We start from the raw sequence: 15,592 nt of genomic DNA, 5'->3' as shown, positions 1-15,592 counted from the left end.
ATGATGTGGGGAATACCAATGTTTGATATAGTTCCGGCCAATGTTATGATAATTGTTTCTACGGTCATTGCGCTAGGTATGGGAGTACTGGTGACGACCTTGCGAGCAAAATCTGCAAAGCGACCAGCAAGTGTAAAAAAAATCTTATTACCGCCTCTATTTATGTCAACCGGAGCACTAATGTTTGTGTTTCCTTTCTTTCGAGTAACGTTAGCACAAATTGGCGAAGCACTACTAGTTGGTATGCTATTTTCCATTATTCTCATATGGACATCCAAGTTCGAATACAAAGATGGGGAAATCTATCTTAAGCAGTCGAAGGCATTTATCTTTATATTAATCGGTCTACTAATTATTCGATTAATAGGGAAGATAATACTTAGCTCTAGCATAGATGTGGGAGCACTAAGTGGAATGTTTTGGATTTTAGCATTTGGAATGATTGTTCCATGGAGAATAGCAATGTTCATAAAGTTTAAGAAAATACAAAAACAGCCAATATAAAAACGAGCATCCTCTAAGGGGTGCTCGTTTTTTTTCTGTCCTCTGATAAAGCAAAGTACTTTTCAAAAGGAGATACATCTACAGCCAATTCCTTGAGTTTCTTCCGCAAAAATTTATGATCTCTTTTAGGGGTGGCGATAATATATCCACGAATTAACAATTCTTGTGTGATTGCAGTAGCATTTTCTTCTATGGCAATCTGACCAATCTTACCAGCAATTTTCTGTTTGGCTACAGGTCGGAATAAATCAGGAACCGGAGCAACCAGCTCATTTAACAGAGCTTTTTGCTCATCATTCCAAAGGTGAATTGTTTTATCTACATAATACTCTTCCCAGTCGAGATCCGATTTACCATCGTTTTTAGGCATAGATTTGAGAAATTTTCGGAACATGAAGAATCCTCCAATTCCCATTAAAACTACTAAGACAACAACCCAAAAAAGTATAAACCATAAAAACCATCCATCTAACAATCTATTCACCTCATTCTTCTAACTATTAGTATAAAGTGTTTGAAAAGAATTTTCATCATGAATGTATCCTTTCTGCTAAAAACTTTCTATATAGAGAGTGAGAGGAGGTGATTCAGATGGCAAACTTGGCACATAAACAATCAGTTTTAAGAATAACTTTTGAAGCAGGAATTGGAACAGATGGGAAAATGAAAACAAAGTCAAAGACGTATCGCAATGTAAAGGCGAATGCAAACGCAGACCAGCTAGAAGCAGCGGTAACAATTCTTTCGGGATTTTCTACTAGCCCATTTGTGGGGGCAGAGAAAATACAAACATCTAATCTTAACTAAAAAATAAGGAGGAATAATCATGGCTAAAACTTTACAAATGCAATTTGAATCGTCAAACGGAAAAGCAGTACTTTTGACCGTTGATGACCCTCGTGAAAACCTGACTCGAAACGAAATTGAAGCTGGAATGCAAGCTATTATTACTAGTGATGCTTTTCATGCAGAAAGCTTTAGTTTAACCTCGATCAAAAGCGCGAAGGTAGTAGATCGAAACGTTAATGAAATAATCTAGCAAATATGCTAACTAACCCGAGCTTAGATTGCAGACATATATCTTTGTCCATAGCTCACGTATAATTTGTTGTCATTTAAAGATTCGAAACAGTTGATAGGGAACAAGTTCGTCATTATTACTTTTCTAAACATTAGGCTCTCCTTAGGAGGGCCTTTTTGAAAGCAACAGAGAAAATATACATTTTTCCAAATGCTTGTGTAGATTTGTGGCCCGTCCATGTGACATAAAAGCGGTGACCTATTATTCATAGCTCTTTAGTAATTTCACAAGCTTTGTGACATTTCTGAGGTGTATATTAAAACCTATCTTTGTTATGGTACGAAAATGTTTTTTCAAAAAGTTATTATAGAAAGGAGGATATCCGATGGAGCAGTGGCTAATGGTTATTCAAGATATAGGCTTTCCCATCTTTGTCTCGTTCTATTTAATGCACAGAGTTGAGAGCAAGCTTGAAGAAATAAAAAACGCACTGTTGTCCTTAAGTAAAGTGTAGACACAAAACTGTTGAAATATCTGAGACAGAGTAGTTGAATGAATTATTTTCTTTCGATAAGATTAGGCTATGATGTTATAAAGGGGTCATATGATGAAGAAATTATTAGTTATGTTAACAATAAGTATATTGGTCCTCGCAGGATGTGGCGGCAGTGATTTTAAAGCCCAAACTAACTGGGAGATAGAAGATTTTGCTTTTGATAATCAGCGTGGCGAAGAGGTATCATTAGATGATTTAAAAGGAACCGTTTGGTTAGCTACTTTTATTTTTACTAATTGTACTACGGTCTGTCCTCCAATGACCTTTAACCTTACAGAAATACAAGGAATGTTAGAGGAAAAAGGTATTGAGGATTATAAAATTGTGGCTTTCAGCGTAGATCCGGATGTAGATTCACCTGAAGTATTAAAAGAATATCTGGAATTGTATGAGGTGCCAGATGAAAGTAAATGGGAGCTTTTAACTGGATATTCTCAAGAGTATATCTCACAGTTTGCTGAAAAATCATTTAAAGCACTTGTTCGTAACAATCCAAACGATGACCAAGTGATTCACGGATCCTCCTTTTATTTAGTCGATCAAAATGGAGTAGCTGTAAAAAACTACGGCGGGGTTAAAGAAGTGCCAAAAGAAGAAATAGTAATCGATATCGAAACTTTAATTAAAGAAGGCCAATAAAAAGCTGTTTCTCGAAAAAAGTCTGTAAATAATAAATTATCCCGTAAATATTAGATCCTAAACTAATATTTACGGGGTATTTTTTTGACTACTTTTACTGCCGGAAATTCGTTTTACCTGGAAGAGAAACTTATGTATATCAATTGTTTGCTTGTTTTTTAGTAAATCTCTAATTTCTTCCAACAATACTTCCTTTGAGTCTACAGGAGGAGCATCTTGTGTAGCTGCAACCACGTCTTCTTTACGTTTAAATCTAGATAGTAATCTTATAAATATGAAGATAGAAAATGCAATCACTAAAAAATTGAAGACTGATTGAAGAAAATTTCCAATTAGGAGCTCTCCTAATTTAATACTAGTAAAATCTATATCTCCTAACAGTATTCCTACTAAAGGAGTGATGATATTTTCTACTAATGATGTAACGATGTTTCCAAAAGCAGCTCCGATTACTACGGCAACTGCAAGATCTAATACATTACCCTTGAATGCAAATTCTTTAAAGTCCTTCCACATAAAACTTTCACCTCCCGTTATTGAATATCCAAAATAGTATATATTTTAAATAGAAAGTTCGCAATTTTTTATGCAGTTATTGTCAATTTGTGCTATTGTTTTCTTAGAGAAATGGCTAGGTAGGGTTGGGGCACCCATGAACTTAAAGAAAACATATAGAGCTCTATCCTTTAGAATGTATTAATATATACGTGAAGTTAAGAAATTAGGTGTATTAAAGCATATTCCTTACCATGAAGAACTTTCAATTCTTGTTAATAGGGTGCTTAACAACGAGCTTTTTAAAATTTTCATCCACAAATTTCAACTAGTACTAGTGAGATTATTAGAGTAGAATCATTGCTAGGGTAGAGATATGAAGGGAATTTTGTTTCTCTAGGAGAATTTATTTCACTAGCTGAAAAAGTGGATTAATAATCTAGAATGGTGACTTTGTATTAAGAGAAACATGTGAGAATTTCTTGTTATAGAGAAATCTATAGGTAAAAAATTACTTTTTGTCATAAATGTGTCAGCTAGACAATTTTATCAACAGGATTATATTTAGCGTACAAAGCTAATACTGCATGAGACCAATATCTCCCCACACAAGATTGTATTGGAAATCACAGACTCAGTTATTATGGAATATACTTTGTCATCAGATTCCTTCAGAAATTAAAGGAATTCGGATTTCAAATTGCCATGGATGATTTTGGCACAGGCTACTCTTATTTTAAATATCTTGAACAGCTTCCGGTGAATATTATTAATATTGACCAAAGCTTCACACAAGAGATACATAAATCTAAAACAAGGGCAATCGTTCAATCCATCCTTTCTTTAGCTCATAGCTTGGAGGTGAAAATCTTAGCCGAGGGAGTAGAAGACCCTTATCAGGTTTGTTGCTTAAAGAATTTAGATTGCCATTACCTCCAAAGCTATTTCTTCAATAAGGCGTTAACTTTAAACCATTTATTGAAGGAGTATTCTGAAGCAAGTAATGAAAAGGTGGCTTTTAAGAATGACATCTAAGAAACAAAAATCATATAAATGGAAGCTGTGGAGTATTATCCTCTTGTTGCCAGTAACGATCACAGTATATGTTCTGTTAATAGTGAGCTGGCAGGAGCTTCGTAAAATACCTGCTGTCCAGGAATGGGCGACATCTATTCAAAAGTCTACGACAAAGATAGATGTTCCAGGGGAATACATACCAATTTATAAAGATGCTGCGGATGAATATGGGATTCCTTGGACTCTTCTCGCTGCACATCATCGAATCGAAACCAAGTTTTCTACTATGGATCCTTTGTTATCACCAGTGGGGGCAGAGGGGCATATGCAATTTATGCCTTGTACCTTTGTGGGGTGGTCGCATCCTAGCTGTGGTGGACTTGGTTTAGGAGAAATACCTGAGGAGGATAAAATAAACCCTGCAGTAATAGCTCAATACGGAGGATATGGTATAGATGCAAATGGAGATGGTTATGCGGATCCTTATGACTTAGAGGATGCTATCTACAGTGCTGCTAATTACTTGGCAGCAAGTGGTGCAGCAGATGGTGAAATTGAAAAAGCCATTTTTAACTATAACCGCAGCAATAAATATGTGGAGGACGTGCTCCACTTTTATCATCTTTATGAAAAACAGCTTGCCACACTCCAAACTGCTACCGTTCAGGATGGCCTATAAGAACTTCTAACGGTAAATAGCATTTGGCTTTCACTTCAACAATTACAATGAAAAAGGGACTGACTATGATATAGTCGTCCCTTTTTGGTGTACGTATAATTTTTTTGCTTACTTACGCATACTCTTTAAAATCAAACTTAATATTGCAACTAAAATAATTGCTCCGATTAATGCAGGAATAATTGCCATATCCCAAATAACTGGACCTAAGTCAGGGAAAATCATTCCACCGATCCATGCCCCGATAATACCTGCTACAATATTACCTATAATTCCTCCAGGTATATCTTTACCAAGAATTAATCCTGCTAGCCAACCGATGATCCCACCGATGATTAAGTATAAAATTAGTCCCATTGTCTTCATCTCCTCAAATAATTGTTATCTTGTACACTCTTTATATAACCAACTTCCACAGAAACTAAACATACCTAATTAATTTAAAAAAATTCGCACTTAAGGAATATTTAAATAATTATCGCCCCATGGTCTCCATTCTCGATAAAACTTGAAGCTCCAGCTTCATACGCTACTGTAGACAATTCAGAAATATGAGCTTCTAATATTGTTTGCCCACTGCATATATACTTGTTCAAACCTCATATCAAGAATATTTTGTAGTACTACTAATTCACCTAGAATGAATTGCTTCTCTTTTCCATACAAATCAAATGGAGCAAGACTTCTATATTATTTTAGATCGGTTGTAAAGGTTTCAGCCCTATTAGATACAATTGGATGCAATAAAGGTCACTATACAATCAAAAACCCATAAGTATGAAAAACAATACCTCTAATAGAAGTATGGATGAGTTTGATAAAATTCTCACTTAGATTACCCATTTTAAAAGAGCTTATTCAAATAAAAACCATGAATAATGTGGGGAGAAATCAAATATATACTATTAGATTGAAAGGGTTTATTGATTTCTGTTCCAAGCGGTTTCTTTTATTAATCAGGTTAAGGGCAAAATATTAAACCTCTATTTCCTTATTAATTTTGTCCCAGTATCAGTGTCAATGCTTTATCAAGCAACAAATTGATAAATGTTCGTTTTTATTGTTAAAGCTCTGAGATAAACACAAATGTAAAATTACAATCTAAAAAGGAGCGATTAAGAATTGGATAAAAAACAAACAAAAAAGCTAAATAAACAAGCAATTTGGTTTGCTATATTTCATACAATCCTCATCTTGGATATTATTCTCGAATTTAGTTCCTTTCATTAAATAAATAATTTTTAATTCAAATTTTAATAAGTATAAAGTAGAGAAATCTTGTTTCTCTGCTTTTTTATTTGCTAAATACGATAAGATAGAGTTGTCTAGTTTTAAATCGAGCGGAGTAAACCATACTTCGTGACAAATTTTAATTATTAAATTTTGATTTATTTATAGTGATTTTATCAACCTTGGATAATTATCAAATTTCCTGGATAGAACATCCATGTCTTTTCATATAAATTGGAATTGTGAAAATGGTATTTAAGTATAAACTAAATAAGAATATGTTCTGAAATTTAGATTGTATTACTAGGGAAATGGGTATAAGTTAAAAGATATGTAAACAAAGCTTAGTGGAGGTATAAAATGTTTTTAGAAAAAAATAATGAAATTCGAGCGGATCTATTCCGTCTGGTAGATTCCTTAACAGAGGAAGAGTTTAATAAAAAACCTGATAATAATGCTTGGTCGCCAAAGGAAATTATGGAACACTTAGTTAAGATGGAGAATACCATTGTAAAAGGAATAAAGGCCGAAATTGCCAATCCTCAAAGCCCACAAGTGAAAAAGAAGCCTATTGGGGTTTCGACTTTCCGATTGATCAAAGTAAAGGCACCTAAACATACAGTGCCAAAGCCTGATTATGAGACAAAAGAGGTGATGAAAAATAAATTGCATGAGGCAAGAATGGAATTATTAAAAGTATATGCTGATAATGATTATCAGGTATTTCAAAAAAAATCATTAAAGCATCCTTTATTTGGACAAGTACCACTTGTGCAGTGGTTTCCATTCGTAGGATTACATGAAAAACGTCATTTGAAGCAATTAGAGAAAACAATCAAAAAGATAAAAGGTCATTAGAATTAATTATTACTTATAATAATTTTAATGTAATTTACTTATCAATAGAGATAAGTTATGATTAGTTATGGAGAAAAGTTACTTGAATAGAGTCTTTTCAATAGATATTAGGAGGATTACTAATGGCAAAAGATAGCTTACACAATAGCCGTACTTCTTTCACGCTAAATGGAAAAGAATATACTTATTATCGTTTAGCAGCTCTAGAAGAAGCAGGAATTGCAAACGTTTCACGTCTACCATACTCAATTAAAGTATTGCTAGAGTCTGTGCTACGTCAACATGATGGATATGTTATTAAAGATGAACATGTAGAACAATTAGCAAAATGGGGTAAAGATGCAGACCCAGAAGCAGAAGTTCCATTTAAACCTTCTCGAGTTGTACTACAAGATTTCACAGGAGTACCAGTAGTAGTTGATTTAGCAGCATTACGTTCTGCCATGAACGAAATGGGCGGTAATCCGGACAAAATTAACCCTGCTATTCCAGTTGACCTTGTAATCGATCACTCAGTACAAGTAGATAAATATGGTACTGCTTCAGCTTTACAAGCTAATATGGATCTTGAGTTCGAACGTAATGCAGAGCGTTACAACTTCTTAAAATGGGCTCAAACAGCATACGATAATTTCCGTGCTGTACCTCCAGCGACTGGTATCGTTCACCAAGTTAACTTAGAGTACCTAGCGCCAATCGTACACGTAAACGAATCAACTGACGGTACATTAGAAACATTCCCAGACTCAGTAGTTGGTACTGATTCACATACAACAATGATTAATGGTCTTGGTGTACTTGGATGGGGTGTAGGTGGTATTGAGGCTGAGGCAGGAATGCTTGGTCAACCTTCATACTTCCCAATTCCTGAAGTTATCGGAGTGAAATTAACAGGAGATCTTCCAAACGGAACGACTGCTACTGACTTAGCGCTTAAAGTTACTCAAGTACTTCGTCAACGTGGTGTTGTTGGTAAATTTGTTGAATTCTTCGGCCCTGGGGTATCTAAATTACCACTTGCTGACCGTGCAACTATTGCTAACATGGCTCCTGAGTATGGTGCTACTTGTGGTTACTTCGCTATCGATGAGGAATCACTTGAATACTTGCGTCTAACTGGCCGTGAAGAAGAACATATTGCAGTTGTTGAAGCTTACTTAAAAGCAAACGACATGTTCTTTGATCCAACTTTAGAGCCTGTATACACAGATGTTATTGAAATTGACCTTGGTGCAATCCAAGCAAATCTTTCAGGACCAAAACGTCCACAAGATTTAATTCCTCTTACTGATATGAAATCTCGTTACCGTGAAGCAGTAGTTGCTCCTCAAGGTACACAAGGCTTCGGATTATCAGAAAAAGAGTTTGCTAAATCTGCAACTGTAAAATTTGAAGACAGAGATGTTGTTATGCCAACTGGTGCTGTTGCAATTGCTGCAATCACTTCTTGTACAAACACATCTAACCCATACGTTATGCTAGCAGCTGGTTTAGTTGCGAAAAAAGCTGTAGAAAAAGGATTGAAAGTACCTGCATATGTAAAAACATCATTAGCACCTGGTTCTAAGGTAGTTACTGGTTATTTACAAGATTCAGGACTAGACAAATTCCTTGATGAAATTGGATTCAACACAGTTGGTTATGGTTGTACTACATGTATCGGTAACTCTGGTCCATTGTTGCCTGAAATCGAGAAAGCGATTATTGACGAAGATTTATTCGTAACTTCTGTGCTTTCTGGTAACCGTAACTTTGAAGGTCGTGTGCATCCATTAGTAAAAGCTAACTACTTGGCTTCACCACCATTAGTTGTGGCATATGCTCTTGCTGGAACTGTAGATATTGACCTACAAAAAGATTCATTTGGTAAAGACCAAGATGGCAACGAAGTATTCTTTGCTGATATTTGGCCATCTACTGAAGAAGTTAACCAAGTACTTTCTAAAGTGGTTACTCGTGAACTATTCCAAAAGGAATATGCACGTGTATTCGATGAAAACGAAGCTTGGAATGCAATTGAAACTTCTACAGAATCACTATATTCATTTGATGACAAATCAACTTATATTCAAAACCCACCATTCTTCCAAGGATTATCTAAGGAACCTGGTCAAATTGAATCACTTGATGGTCTTCGCATAGTAGCCAAATTTGGTGACTCTATTACTACTGACCATATTTCACCGGCTGGTGCAATTGGTAAAGATACTCCTGCAGGTAAATACTTACGTGAAAATGGTGTAGAGGTACGTGACTTCAACTCATATGGTTCTCGTCGTGGTAACCATGAAGTAATGATGCGCGGTACATTTGCAAATATTCGTATTCGTAACCAAGTAGCTCCTGGCACAGAAGGTGGATATACTACTTACTGGCCAACAGGCGAAATCATGTCCATCTATGATGCTGCTATGAAGTATCAAGAAGAAGGTACCGGTTTAGTAGTAATTGGCGGAAAAGATTATGGTATGGGATCATCTCGTGACTGGGCAGCTAAAGGAACAAATCTTTTAGGCATTAAAGCAGTAATTACGGAAAGCTTTGAGCGTATTCACCGTTCAAATCTTGTAATGATGGGTGTTTTACCTCTTAATTTCTTACCAGGTGAAAATGCTGAAACATTAGGCTTAACTGGTAAAGAAGAAATTAGTGTGAATATTGCTGAAGGAGTTAAACCTCGTGATATCCTGAAAGTAACAGCTAAAGCAGAAGATGGTTCTGTAAAAGAATTCAATGTGCTTGCTCGTTTCGACTCAGAGGTTGAGGTAGATTACTACCGTCATGGCGGTATCCTTCAAATGGTGTTACGTAACAAAATGCTAGAAGCATAATAGATAGAAACGGGCCCTAAATCTTATATGATTTAGGGCTCTTTTTTTGTGTAAATTAACGAAATATTCGTTACAAGAACATACATTCGTGTTAATATATAGATAACGAGTTGTAGGAGGAAATTACATGAGACTAAAAAACTTCAATTTGGCAGAACGAATGCATTACTATAAGGTGCCAGGAGTAAGTATTACATTAATTGATCAGGGACAAATCAGTGCATGCATAAACCAAGGGGTTTTAGAGGTGGGAAGCAGAAAAGCTATCAACGAGAATTCTCTTTTTAACGCTTGTTCTATTAGTAAGTTTCTAACTGGAATGTTGGTTATAAAACTCGTCCAACAAGGGGATTTAGATTTAGATGAAAATGTTAACGAGAAACTTATATCTTGGAATATCCCAGAGAATGATTTTACTAACTTAAAAAGAGTAACTTTAAGAAACTTACTTAGCCATCAATCTGGAATTGTAGATCCTATCAATAGTTTTCCAGAGCATGTTGCAAGTAATGGCACTCCAACAATGGTGGAATTACTAGAAGGAAAAACGCCCTACAATAATTGCCCAATTGAAGTTACATATGAACCTGAAAGTGAATTTCATTATTCAGATGCTAGCTACTGTATAATTCAGCAAGTAATTGAAGACTCAATGAAAAAATCATTCATCCAAGTTATGACTGAGCATATATTTACACCATTAGAAATGGAGAATAGTAACTATGCTATGACAGCAGCAAGTATGAGTGAAGAAAACGTTTCGTGTGGTCATAACAAAAACGGAGAAGTAGTGAATGAAAAATATCCTTTATATCCATATCCCGCTGCTTCTGGATTATGGACAACCTCTGAAAATATAGCTAAATTAGTCCAAGAATTAATGAATGCTTTGAAAGGTGAAAGTAAAACCGGTATCTCTGCTATAGCAGCAAAGGAGTTAATTAGTTCACAAGGAAGAAAAAAATGGGCAGGACTTGGTGTATTTCTTGAGGAATCTGAGAACCAACTGGAAATCTCATCACTTGGATGGGGAGTAGGCTTTCAATGTATGATGGTAGCATACCCATATTTGGAGAAAGGTGCTGTCATAATGACAAATGCAGAACTAGGGGTACATCAACTGGAAGGAATCATCGGAGAAATATATAACTCTTTACTGAGCCAATTGAAGGGGTAAAAAATGCATATCTTACTAGCTAAACCAGCTTCTATACCTAATGTAATAGCTTTCTTCAAAGAAAACTTAAATCCCGATAGTAGCGAGATATATTCAGAAGAGTTTTTATGCCCTCTTGGAACTCAAGCTGCTATTAGAAGGAACCAAATGATACTAGCTATAGAAAATGGGCATGTTGTGGGAGCAATTCGTTTTTATCGAAGAAAAACAGCCAATACCATTTCACTTTATCAATTTGCTGTAAGTTCAAAGTATCGTGGTAAAGGCGTTTTAAAAAAGATGCTTCTCTTTATAAATGACGCGCCAATCGTAGCTCTATGTCCAATTGAATCAAAATTTAACCAATATTATTACAAGATGGATTGGAAACTACAAGAACAAGTTGATGGGTTTAATACGTGGATTTTTAAATGAGTGCTTGATTACGGTTTGTGTTTATTAATTAATAATACTTTCACTTAAAATGTAAGCATTTTTTTACTTGAAAAAGCAAATGAATAAATATAATCATAGCGATTTAATATTCATTAGATTTGTATAAGGATTAGCTGATAAAGGGCTATTTTCTATAGTTTTATCATGGGGCATTTCCTATTCATTTAGTCTCATTTTTGATAGACATTAATTTGCTTCGGTTCGTTGGAAGAAACGAAGCAAATTTCACATAAAGAAAAAGATTACTCTCTCCAATCAGGCTTGGTGAGGGAAAAGATGAAAGCATCATGTGAGCTGTTATCTTGATATAGATACCCTCTCAACAAACCTTCCTTTTCAAATCCTAGATTTAAAAGTAACGTAAAAGAGGCCTCGTTTTGAGGGAATGTTACTGCTCCTATACGGTATAGATTTAAAACATTAAAGCAATAGTCTATAACAGCCCTCACAGCTTCACTCACTATTCCTTTTCTCCAATGGCCAGGTAATAGTTCATAGCCAATTTCTGTTCTTTTACTAGCTAAAGATAAGTTATTTAATCCAACAGTTCCAATTAACTCTCCAGTTTCTTTCAATTCTATTCCCCAACGCATAGATTTTTTTTGCTCAAAACCTGTAGCAAATGATTTAACTAACGCATCAGCTTGTTCTTCTTTTGTAAACGGGGACATCCCGTAATACTTAATGACTTCTTCATTGGAAAAAATGGAGAAAATACTAGCCACATGTTCATCTTTAATTTCTATTAACTTTAATCTCTCTGTAGACAATGTTGGAAAGCTCATCTCAAAACCCCTTTTCTATAATTCTTATATTCTAACACAACTGTAATTATCTTTCTATTCAATTAAATTGTATGTTAGGATATGGTTATATAAATGGCATTTTCTTTGGGGGGTATTCGATGGAACAACCAACTATCTTACTGTCTAAGCTTAATCCACCGGTTCCTTCTTCAAATTATATGAGAAGGTCTTCTTTAATTAAAAAATTGAAAAGTAAAGCGGACAAAAAAGTTTGTCTCTTACATAGTGGTGCAGGCTTTGGAAAAAGCTCTGCCCTTGCTCAATATTTTCAAGATTCTAAGGAAGCGTTTTCATGGTACTCCATATCGGAGGAGGATGATAATATTCTTCCTTTTCTACGCCATTTAGTACATAGCATTCGTAAAGTTGTTCCAGCGTTTGGAAGCAGTCTCCTAGAGGATAGCCTTCTATTCATGTATCCAAAGGAGGCTGAGCTAATTAGGTGGTACTCTCTTTTCAGTAATGAGCTTTCAGTAATGGGCACCCCTTTTACAATTGTTTTAGATGATTATCATTTGGTTGATCATGTATTCCACATTAATTATGTAATTGAAAAAATAATAGAGTTTCTTCCTCCTTCTATCAATATAGTTATAGCTTCACGGATTCGACCAAAATGGACAGTTCTACTCAAGCTTAAGTTAAATGGTCAATTAGTGGAGATAAAGGAAAAAGATTTTATGTTTACCGAGGAAGAAATTCAAGTGTTCTTTGAAGATTACTTTGATAAAACAATTACAAGTGTAGAAGCGGAAAACGTTTTAAAGCTAACAGAGGGGTGGGCTATCGCGATACAATTGATTGCCATACAATTAGCGGAATCAAACAAAGTGATAGCAGATCTTTCTGATTTTGCATTGAATGAATTATTTTCCTATCTTTCGGAAGAAGTATTTTCTAATATGACCCTCAAAAATCAACATTCCTTATTGAATTTTAGTATTTTTCCAGTTTTTTCAGCAATAGAAATAAAGGAATTCTTTGGTGAAGAAGGACTTGTTCAGTTACAGTTGCTAACTTCAAGTCACTCTTTCATCCAAAAGTTAAGTGACTCTAACACTTATAGATTTCACTCATTGTTTCAACAATTTTTAGAAGATAAGTGGCTCCAAACAAATTCTTTACTGTATTATGAAACACATAAAAAAGTATCTTGGTTTTTTAAAGAGCAAAATAATATCGTACAAGCTATTTATCATGCAGAAAAATCTAAAGATGAGCTATTTTTAGCTGAAATGATTATTCAGAATGCGAACTCAATGATTATGGCTGGTCAATTCGATTGGCTGTTAGACTTGATGAAGGATCATTTGTCTCCTACTACTAGGGAAATGTTTTACGAACTCTATTATTTTGAAGGTGAATGTCATCGATATCGGGCTTTTTATGAAAAAGCCAGGAAATCATATGAAGTGTGTTTAGATATTGCTCAGACAAAGCGAAATGTTCTATTTATAAGCAGAGCTAATGCAGGGATGGCACATATTTATTTAGATACCATTCAACCTGCATTAGCAAAATCATTTTTAGAGGAAGCCATTAGATGGGCAAATGAAAGTGAGGAAATATCGATTCAGGAACAGAACTCTCTAAAAAGGCTTCATGCTGAGAATCTAGTTAATTTAGGAAAAGCCAAAGAGGCTAGTGAATGGGTATCGATGGAGAATTTAGATCCATTTATTTTAAGGAATGGTAATTTGGATGCGCGAATCTATTTAAGAACCGGGCTGCTCAATGACGCAGTTCAGGTTTTAGAATCGAGGCTAGGAGATGAAATAGCTATTCCCGATTCTCATCGAGAAACTGACATCTTACTCTCGTTTATTTACTCACTGACAGGAGAAATCGAAAAAGCTAAAAAAGCTGCTAATAAAGGCATCGAAACAGGCATCAAAGAAAAGTCAGGTTTCGTGGAGGCAGTGGGGTGGATTAGAAAGGGTCATTCTGAAATTTTGTACAATCCATTTGATCAAAAGACACCTGAATCTCTATACTTAAAAGCCGTACAACGAATGGAAGACTTAGATGTTTCAAGAGCTAAAGCCGAGCCTTACTTGGGACTTTCTATTTTAAAGTCTAGGCAGGGGAAGCTTCAGGAAGCTATTGATTACGGTGAAATGGGATTGCGTGAAACAATCAAAAGTAATGATTATTGGCTATCTGCTTATATTATGCTTGGCCTGTCCATTGTTTATTATGAAAATGGTGATTTAGACAAAGCTGAAGCAACATGTCAGGAAGCAAACGCATTATTTTATAAAAATGGAGATATATACGGAGAAATGATTAGTAACTACTGGCTTTCTAGTATTTATGCTGAGCTTCAAATGAGTGAACCTTTTTTAGGTTCCTTACTGAAATTTGCAAGAATGTGTGTGGAAAATAATTTTCTTTTCTTTCTGCTGAAAAAAACCGTATTTGGTCCAGTGGATCTACAGGTCAATTATCCCCTTCTTAAAAAGGGAAGCTTACTTCTAAAAGGAAACAAAGATCCTTTCTTGCAAAAATTGATAGAAAAATTAGATGTGCGAGATGATATACCTTACCCAGGATATTCTCTGAGACTGCAGCTTCTAGGCTCCTTTTCTCTATTTATGGGTATTCATGAAGTAGAAGAAAGGAAATGGCAAAGAGAAAAGTCGAAGGAGCTTCTTACTTTTTTATATTTGCATAAAAATCGCTTTGTACCTAAGGAAGAATTAATAAGAAACCTATGGAAAGATGATGAAAAAACAAATGATCGAGATTTTAAGGTTGTCTTAAATGCGCTGCTTAAAGTTATAGAACCAAAAAGGCAAGCGCGAGGAGAATCTTTTTTTATACTCCGTAAACAATCAATGTACCGTATTAATCCAGAAGCAGTTGTTAATAGTGACTTAGAGACATTTAATGATTACGTAACACTAGGAATGCATGAAAAAGTTGCATCGTTAGCGTTAGAACATCTATTAAAGGCAGTGAGACTCTATAATGGTAGCCTTCTAGAAGATAATCCTGCCAATGAATGGATCTCTCATGACCGTGAGAAAACAGAGCTACAGTATATGCTAGTTTTAGAAAGATTGGCTCAAACGAGTACGCGTATAAAGGATTTCGAGAACACGATATACTGGTCTGAGAAACTCATAAGGATAGATCCTACGTGGGAAGAGGCATATCGTTTGCTTATGTTTTCTTATTATCAAATGCAAAATAGAACACAGGCAGTTAAATGGTATGAACGATGTGTAGCAACTTTACATGATGAGCTTCGTGTAGAACCTATGCAAACGACTATTCAAATGTATGAGATGATTGTGAATTTTGGCTAAGGATTATTTAAGTTTTAAAAATATGGCATCAAA

The 15,592-nt window shown here is 35.1% G+C and carries 17 protein-coding genes; 12 read left to right on the top strand and 5 right to left on the bottom strand.

Translation table 11 applies throughout. The features are described from left to right. Positions 1-18: 18 nt before the first annotated feature. Positions 19-504 (top strand): CcdC family protein, encoded by a 486-nt coding sequence (locus ACQKNZ_RS11670; protein ID WP_144536489.1) that lies wholly within the window; start codon positions 19-21, stop codon positions 502-504. Between the two features lie 13 nt (positions 505-517). Here ACQKNZ_RS11670 and ACQKNZ_RS11665 read toward each other — a convergent pair whose 3' ends face one another. Further along, positions 518-979, bottom strand: coding sequence for a DUF2621 family protein (locus ACQKNZ_RS11665; RefSeq protein WP_144536487.1), 462 nt, complete (start codon positions 977-979; stop codon positions 518-520). Between the two features lie 116 nt (positions 980-1,095). Between ACQKNZ_RS11665 and ACQKNZ_RS11660 the strand changes: the two genes are divergently transcribed. The 4 genes from ACQKNZ_RS11660 (at position 1,096) to ACQKNZ_RS11645 (ending at position 2,720) form a co-directional block, all read left to right on the top strand. Then, the gene (locus ACQKNZ_RS11660; RefSeq protein ID WP_151109889.1) at positions 1,096-1,311 is read left to right on the top strand and encodes a DUF1659 domain-containing protein; all 216 of its coding nucleotides are present in this window, start codon (positions 1,096-1,098) and stop codon (positions 1,309-1,311) included. A 19-nt stretch (positions 1,312-1,330) separates the two neighbouring features. After that, positions 1,331-1,543 (top strand): DUF2922 domain-containing protein, encoded by a 213-nt coding sequence (locus ACQKNZ_RS11655; protein WP_144536484.1) that lies wholly within the window; start codon positions 1,331-1,333, stop codon positions 1,541-1,543. A 367-nt stretch (positions 1,544-1,910) separates the two neighbouring features. Next, the gene (locus ACQKNZ_RS11650; RefSeq protein WP_144536483.1) at positions 1,911-2,039 is read left to right on the top strand and encodes a YvrJ family protein; all 129 of its coding nucleotides are present in this window, start codon (positions 1,911-1,913) and stop codon (positions 2,037-2,039) included. Between the two features lie 90 nt (positions 2,040-2,129). Then, positions 2,130-2,720 (top strand): SCO family protein, encoded by a 591-nt coding sequence (locus ACQKNZ_RS11645; protein ID WP_427659799.1) that lies wholly within the window; start codon positions 2,130-2,132, stop codon positions 2,718-2,720. Between the two features lie 69 nt (positions 2,721-2,789). Here the strand turns inward: ACQKNZ_RS11645 and mscL are convergent, their stop codons facing one another. Then, positions 2,790-3,236, bottom strand: a complete 447-nt coding sequence (gene mscL, locus ACQKNZ_RS11640) for a large conductance mechanosensitive channel protein MscL (protein ID WP_427659797.1) — start codon at positions 3,234-3,236, stop codon at positions 2,790-2,792. Positions 3,237-3,833: 597 nt separating this feature from the next. Between mscL and ACQKNZ_RS11635 the strand changes: the two genes are divergently transcribed. Next, positions 3,834-4,250, top strand: a complete 417-nt coding sequence (locus ACQKNZ_RS11635) for an EAL domain-containing protein (protein WP_427660159.1) — start codon at positions 3,834-3,836, stop codon at positions 4,248-4,250. After that, positions 4,240-4,911, top strand: coding sequence for a lytic transglycosylase domain-containing protein (locus ACQKNZ_RS11630; RefSeq protein ID WP_144536479.1), 672 nt, complete (start codon positions 4,240-4,242; stop codon positions 4,909-4,911). The genes ACQKNZ_RS11635 and ACQKNZ_RS11630 overlap by 11 nt, the downstream gene beginning before the upstream one ends. A gap of 108 nt (positions 4,912-5,019) precedes the next feature. Here the strand turns inward: ACQKNZ_RS11630 and ACQKNZ_RS11625 are convergent, their stop codons facing one another. Beyond that, positions 5,020-5,268 (bottom strand): GlsB/YeaQ/YmgE family stress response membrane protein, encoded by a 249-nt coding sequence (locus tag ACQKNZ_RS11625; RefSeq protein WP_144536478.1) that lies wholly within the window; start codon positions 5,266-5,268, stop codon positions 5,020-5,022. A gap of 110 nt (positions 5,269-5,378) precedes the next feature. Further along, a complete protein-coding gene (locus ACQKNZ_RS11620; protein WP_427659794.1) occupies positions 5,379-5,507 on the bottom strand; it encodes a hypothetical protein in 129 nt (42 codons plus the stop codon). Between the two features lie 994 nt (positions 5,508-6,501). On the opposite strand from ACQKNZ_RS11620, the gene ACQKNZ_RS11615 reads away from it, so the two are divergent. The 4 genes from ACQKNZ_RS11615 (at position 6,502) to ACQKNZ_RS11600 (ending at position 11,421) form a co-directional block, all read left to right on the top strand. Continuing rightward, a complete protein-coding gene (locus ACQKNZ_RS11615; RefSeq protein ID WP_144536477.1) occupies positions 6,502-6,999 on the top strand; it encodes a DinB family protein in 498 nt (165 codons plus the stop codon). 122 nt (positions 7,000-7,121) lie between these two features. Continuing rightward, positions 7,122-9,830 carry an aconitate hydratase AcnA gene (gene acnA, locus ACQKNZ_RS11610; RefSeq protein WP_144536476.1) on the top strand — a complete coding sequence of 903 codons (2,709 nt, stop codon included), beginning with the start codon at positions 7,122-7,124 and terminating at the stop codon, positions 9,828-9,830. Between the two features lie 127 nt (positions 9,831-9,957). Further along, complete coding sequence (locus ACQKNZ_RS11605; RefSeq protein ID WP_342578625.1) at positions 9,958-11,007, top strand: serine hydrolase domain-containing protein; 1,050 nt, start codon at positions 9,958-9,960, stop codon at positions 11,005-11,007. A gap of 3 nt (positions 11,008-11,010) precedes the next feature. Beyond that, positions 11,011-11,421: a GNAT family N-acetyltransferase gene (locus tag ACQKNZ_RS11600; protein WP_144536472.1), complete on the top strand. Its 411-nt coding sequence runs from the start codon at positions 11,011-11,013 to the stop codon at positions 11,419-11,421. 263 nt (positions 11,422-11,684) lie between these two features. Here the strand turns inward: ACQKNZ_RS11600 and ACQKNZ_RS11595 are convergent, their stop codons facing one another. Continuing rightward, on the bottom strand, positions 11,685-12,227 hold the full coding sequence (locus ACQKNZ_RS11595) for a GNAT family N-acetyltransferase (RefSeq protein WP_427659791.1): 543 nt from the start codon (positions 12,225-12,227) through the stop codon (positions 11,685-11,687). A 119-nt stretch (positions 12,228-12,346) separates the two neighbouring features. Between ACQKNZ_RS11595 and ACQKNZ_RS11590 the strand changes: the two genes are divergently transcribed. Next, positions 12,347-15,559 carry a BTAD domain-containing putative transcriptional regulator gene (locus ACQKNZ_RS11590; RefSeq protein ID WP_427659789.1) on the top strand — a complete coding sequence of 1,071 codons (3,213 nt, stop codon included), beginning with the start codon at positions 12,347-12,349 and terminating at the stop codon, positions 15,557-15,559. The last annotated feature ends 33 nt before the right edge of the window (positions 15,560-15,592 follow it).

This window comes from Psychrobacillus sp. NPDC093200 (assembly GCF_050280345.1).
Classification (GTDB): domain Bacteria; phylum Bacillota; class Bacilli; order Bacillales_A; family Planococcaceae; genus Psychrobacillus; species Psychrobacillus faecigallinarum.
Note: the sequence above shows the minus strand (reverse complement) of the source record. Positions and strands in the feature narration are given on the sequence as shown.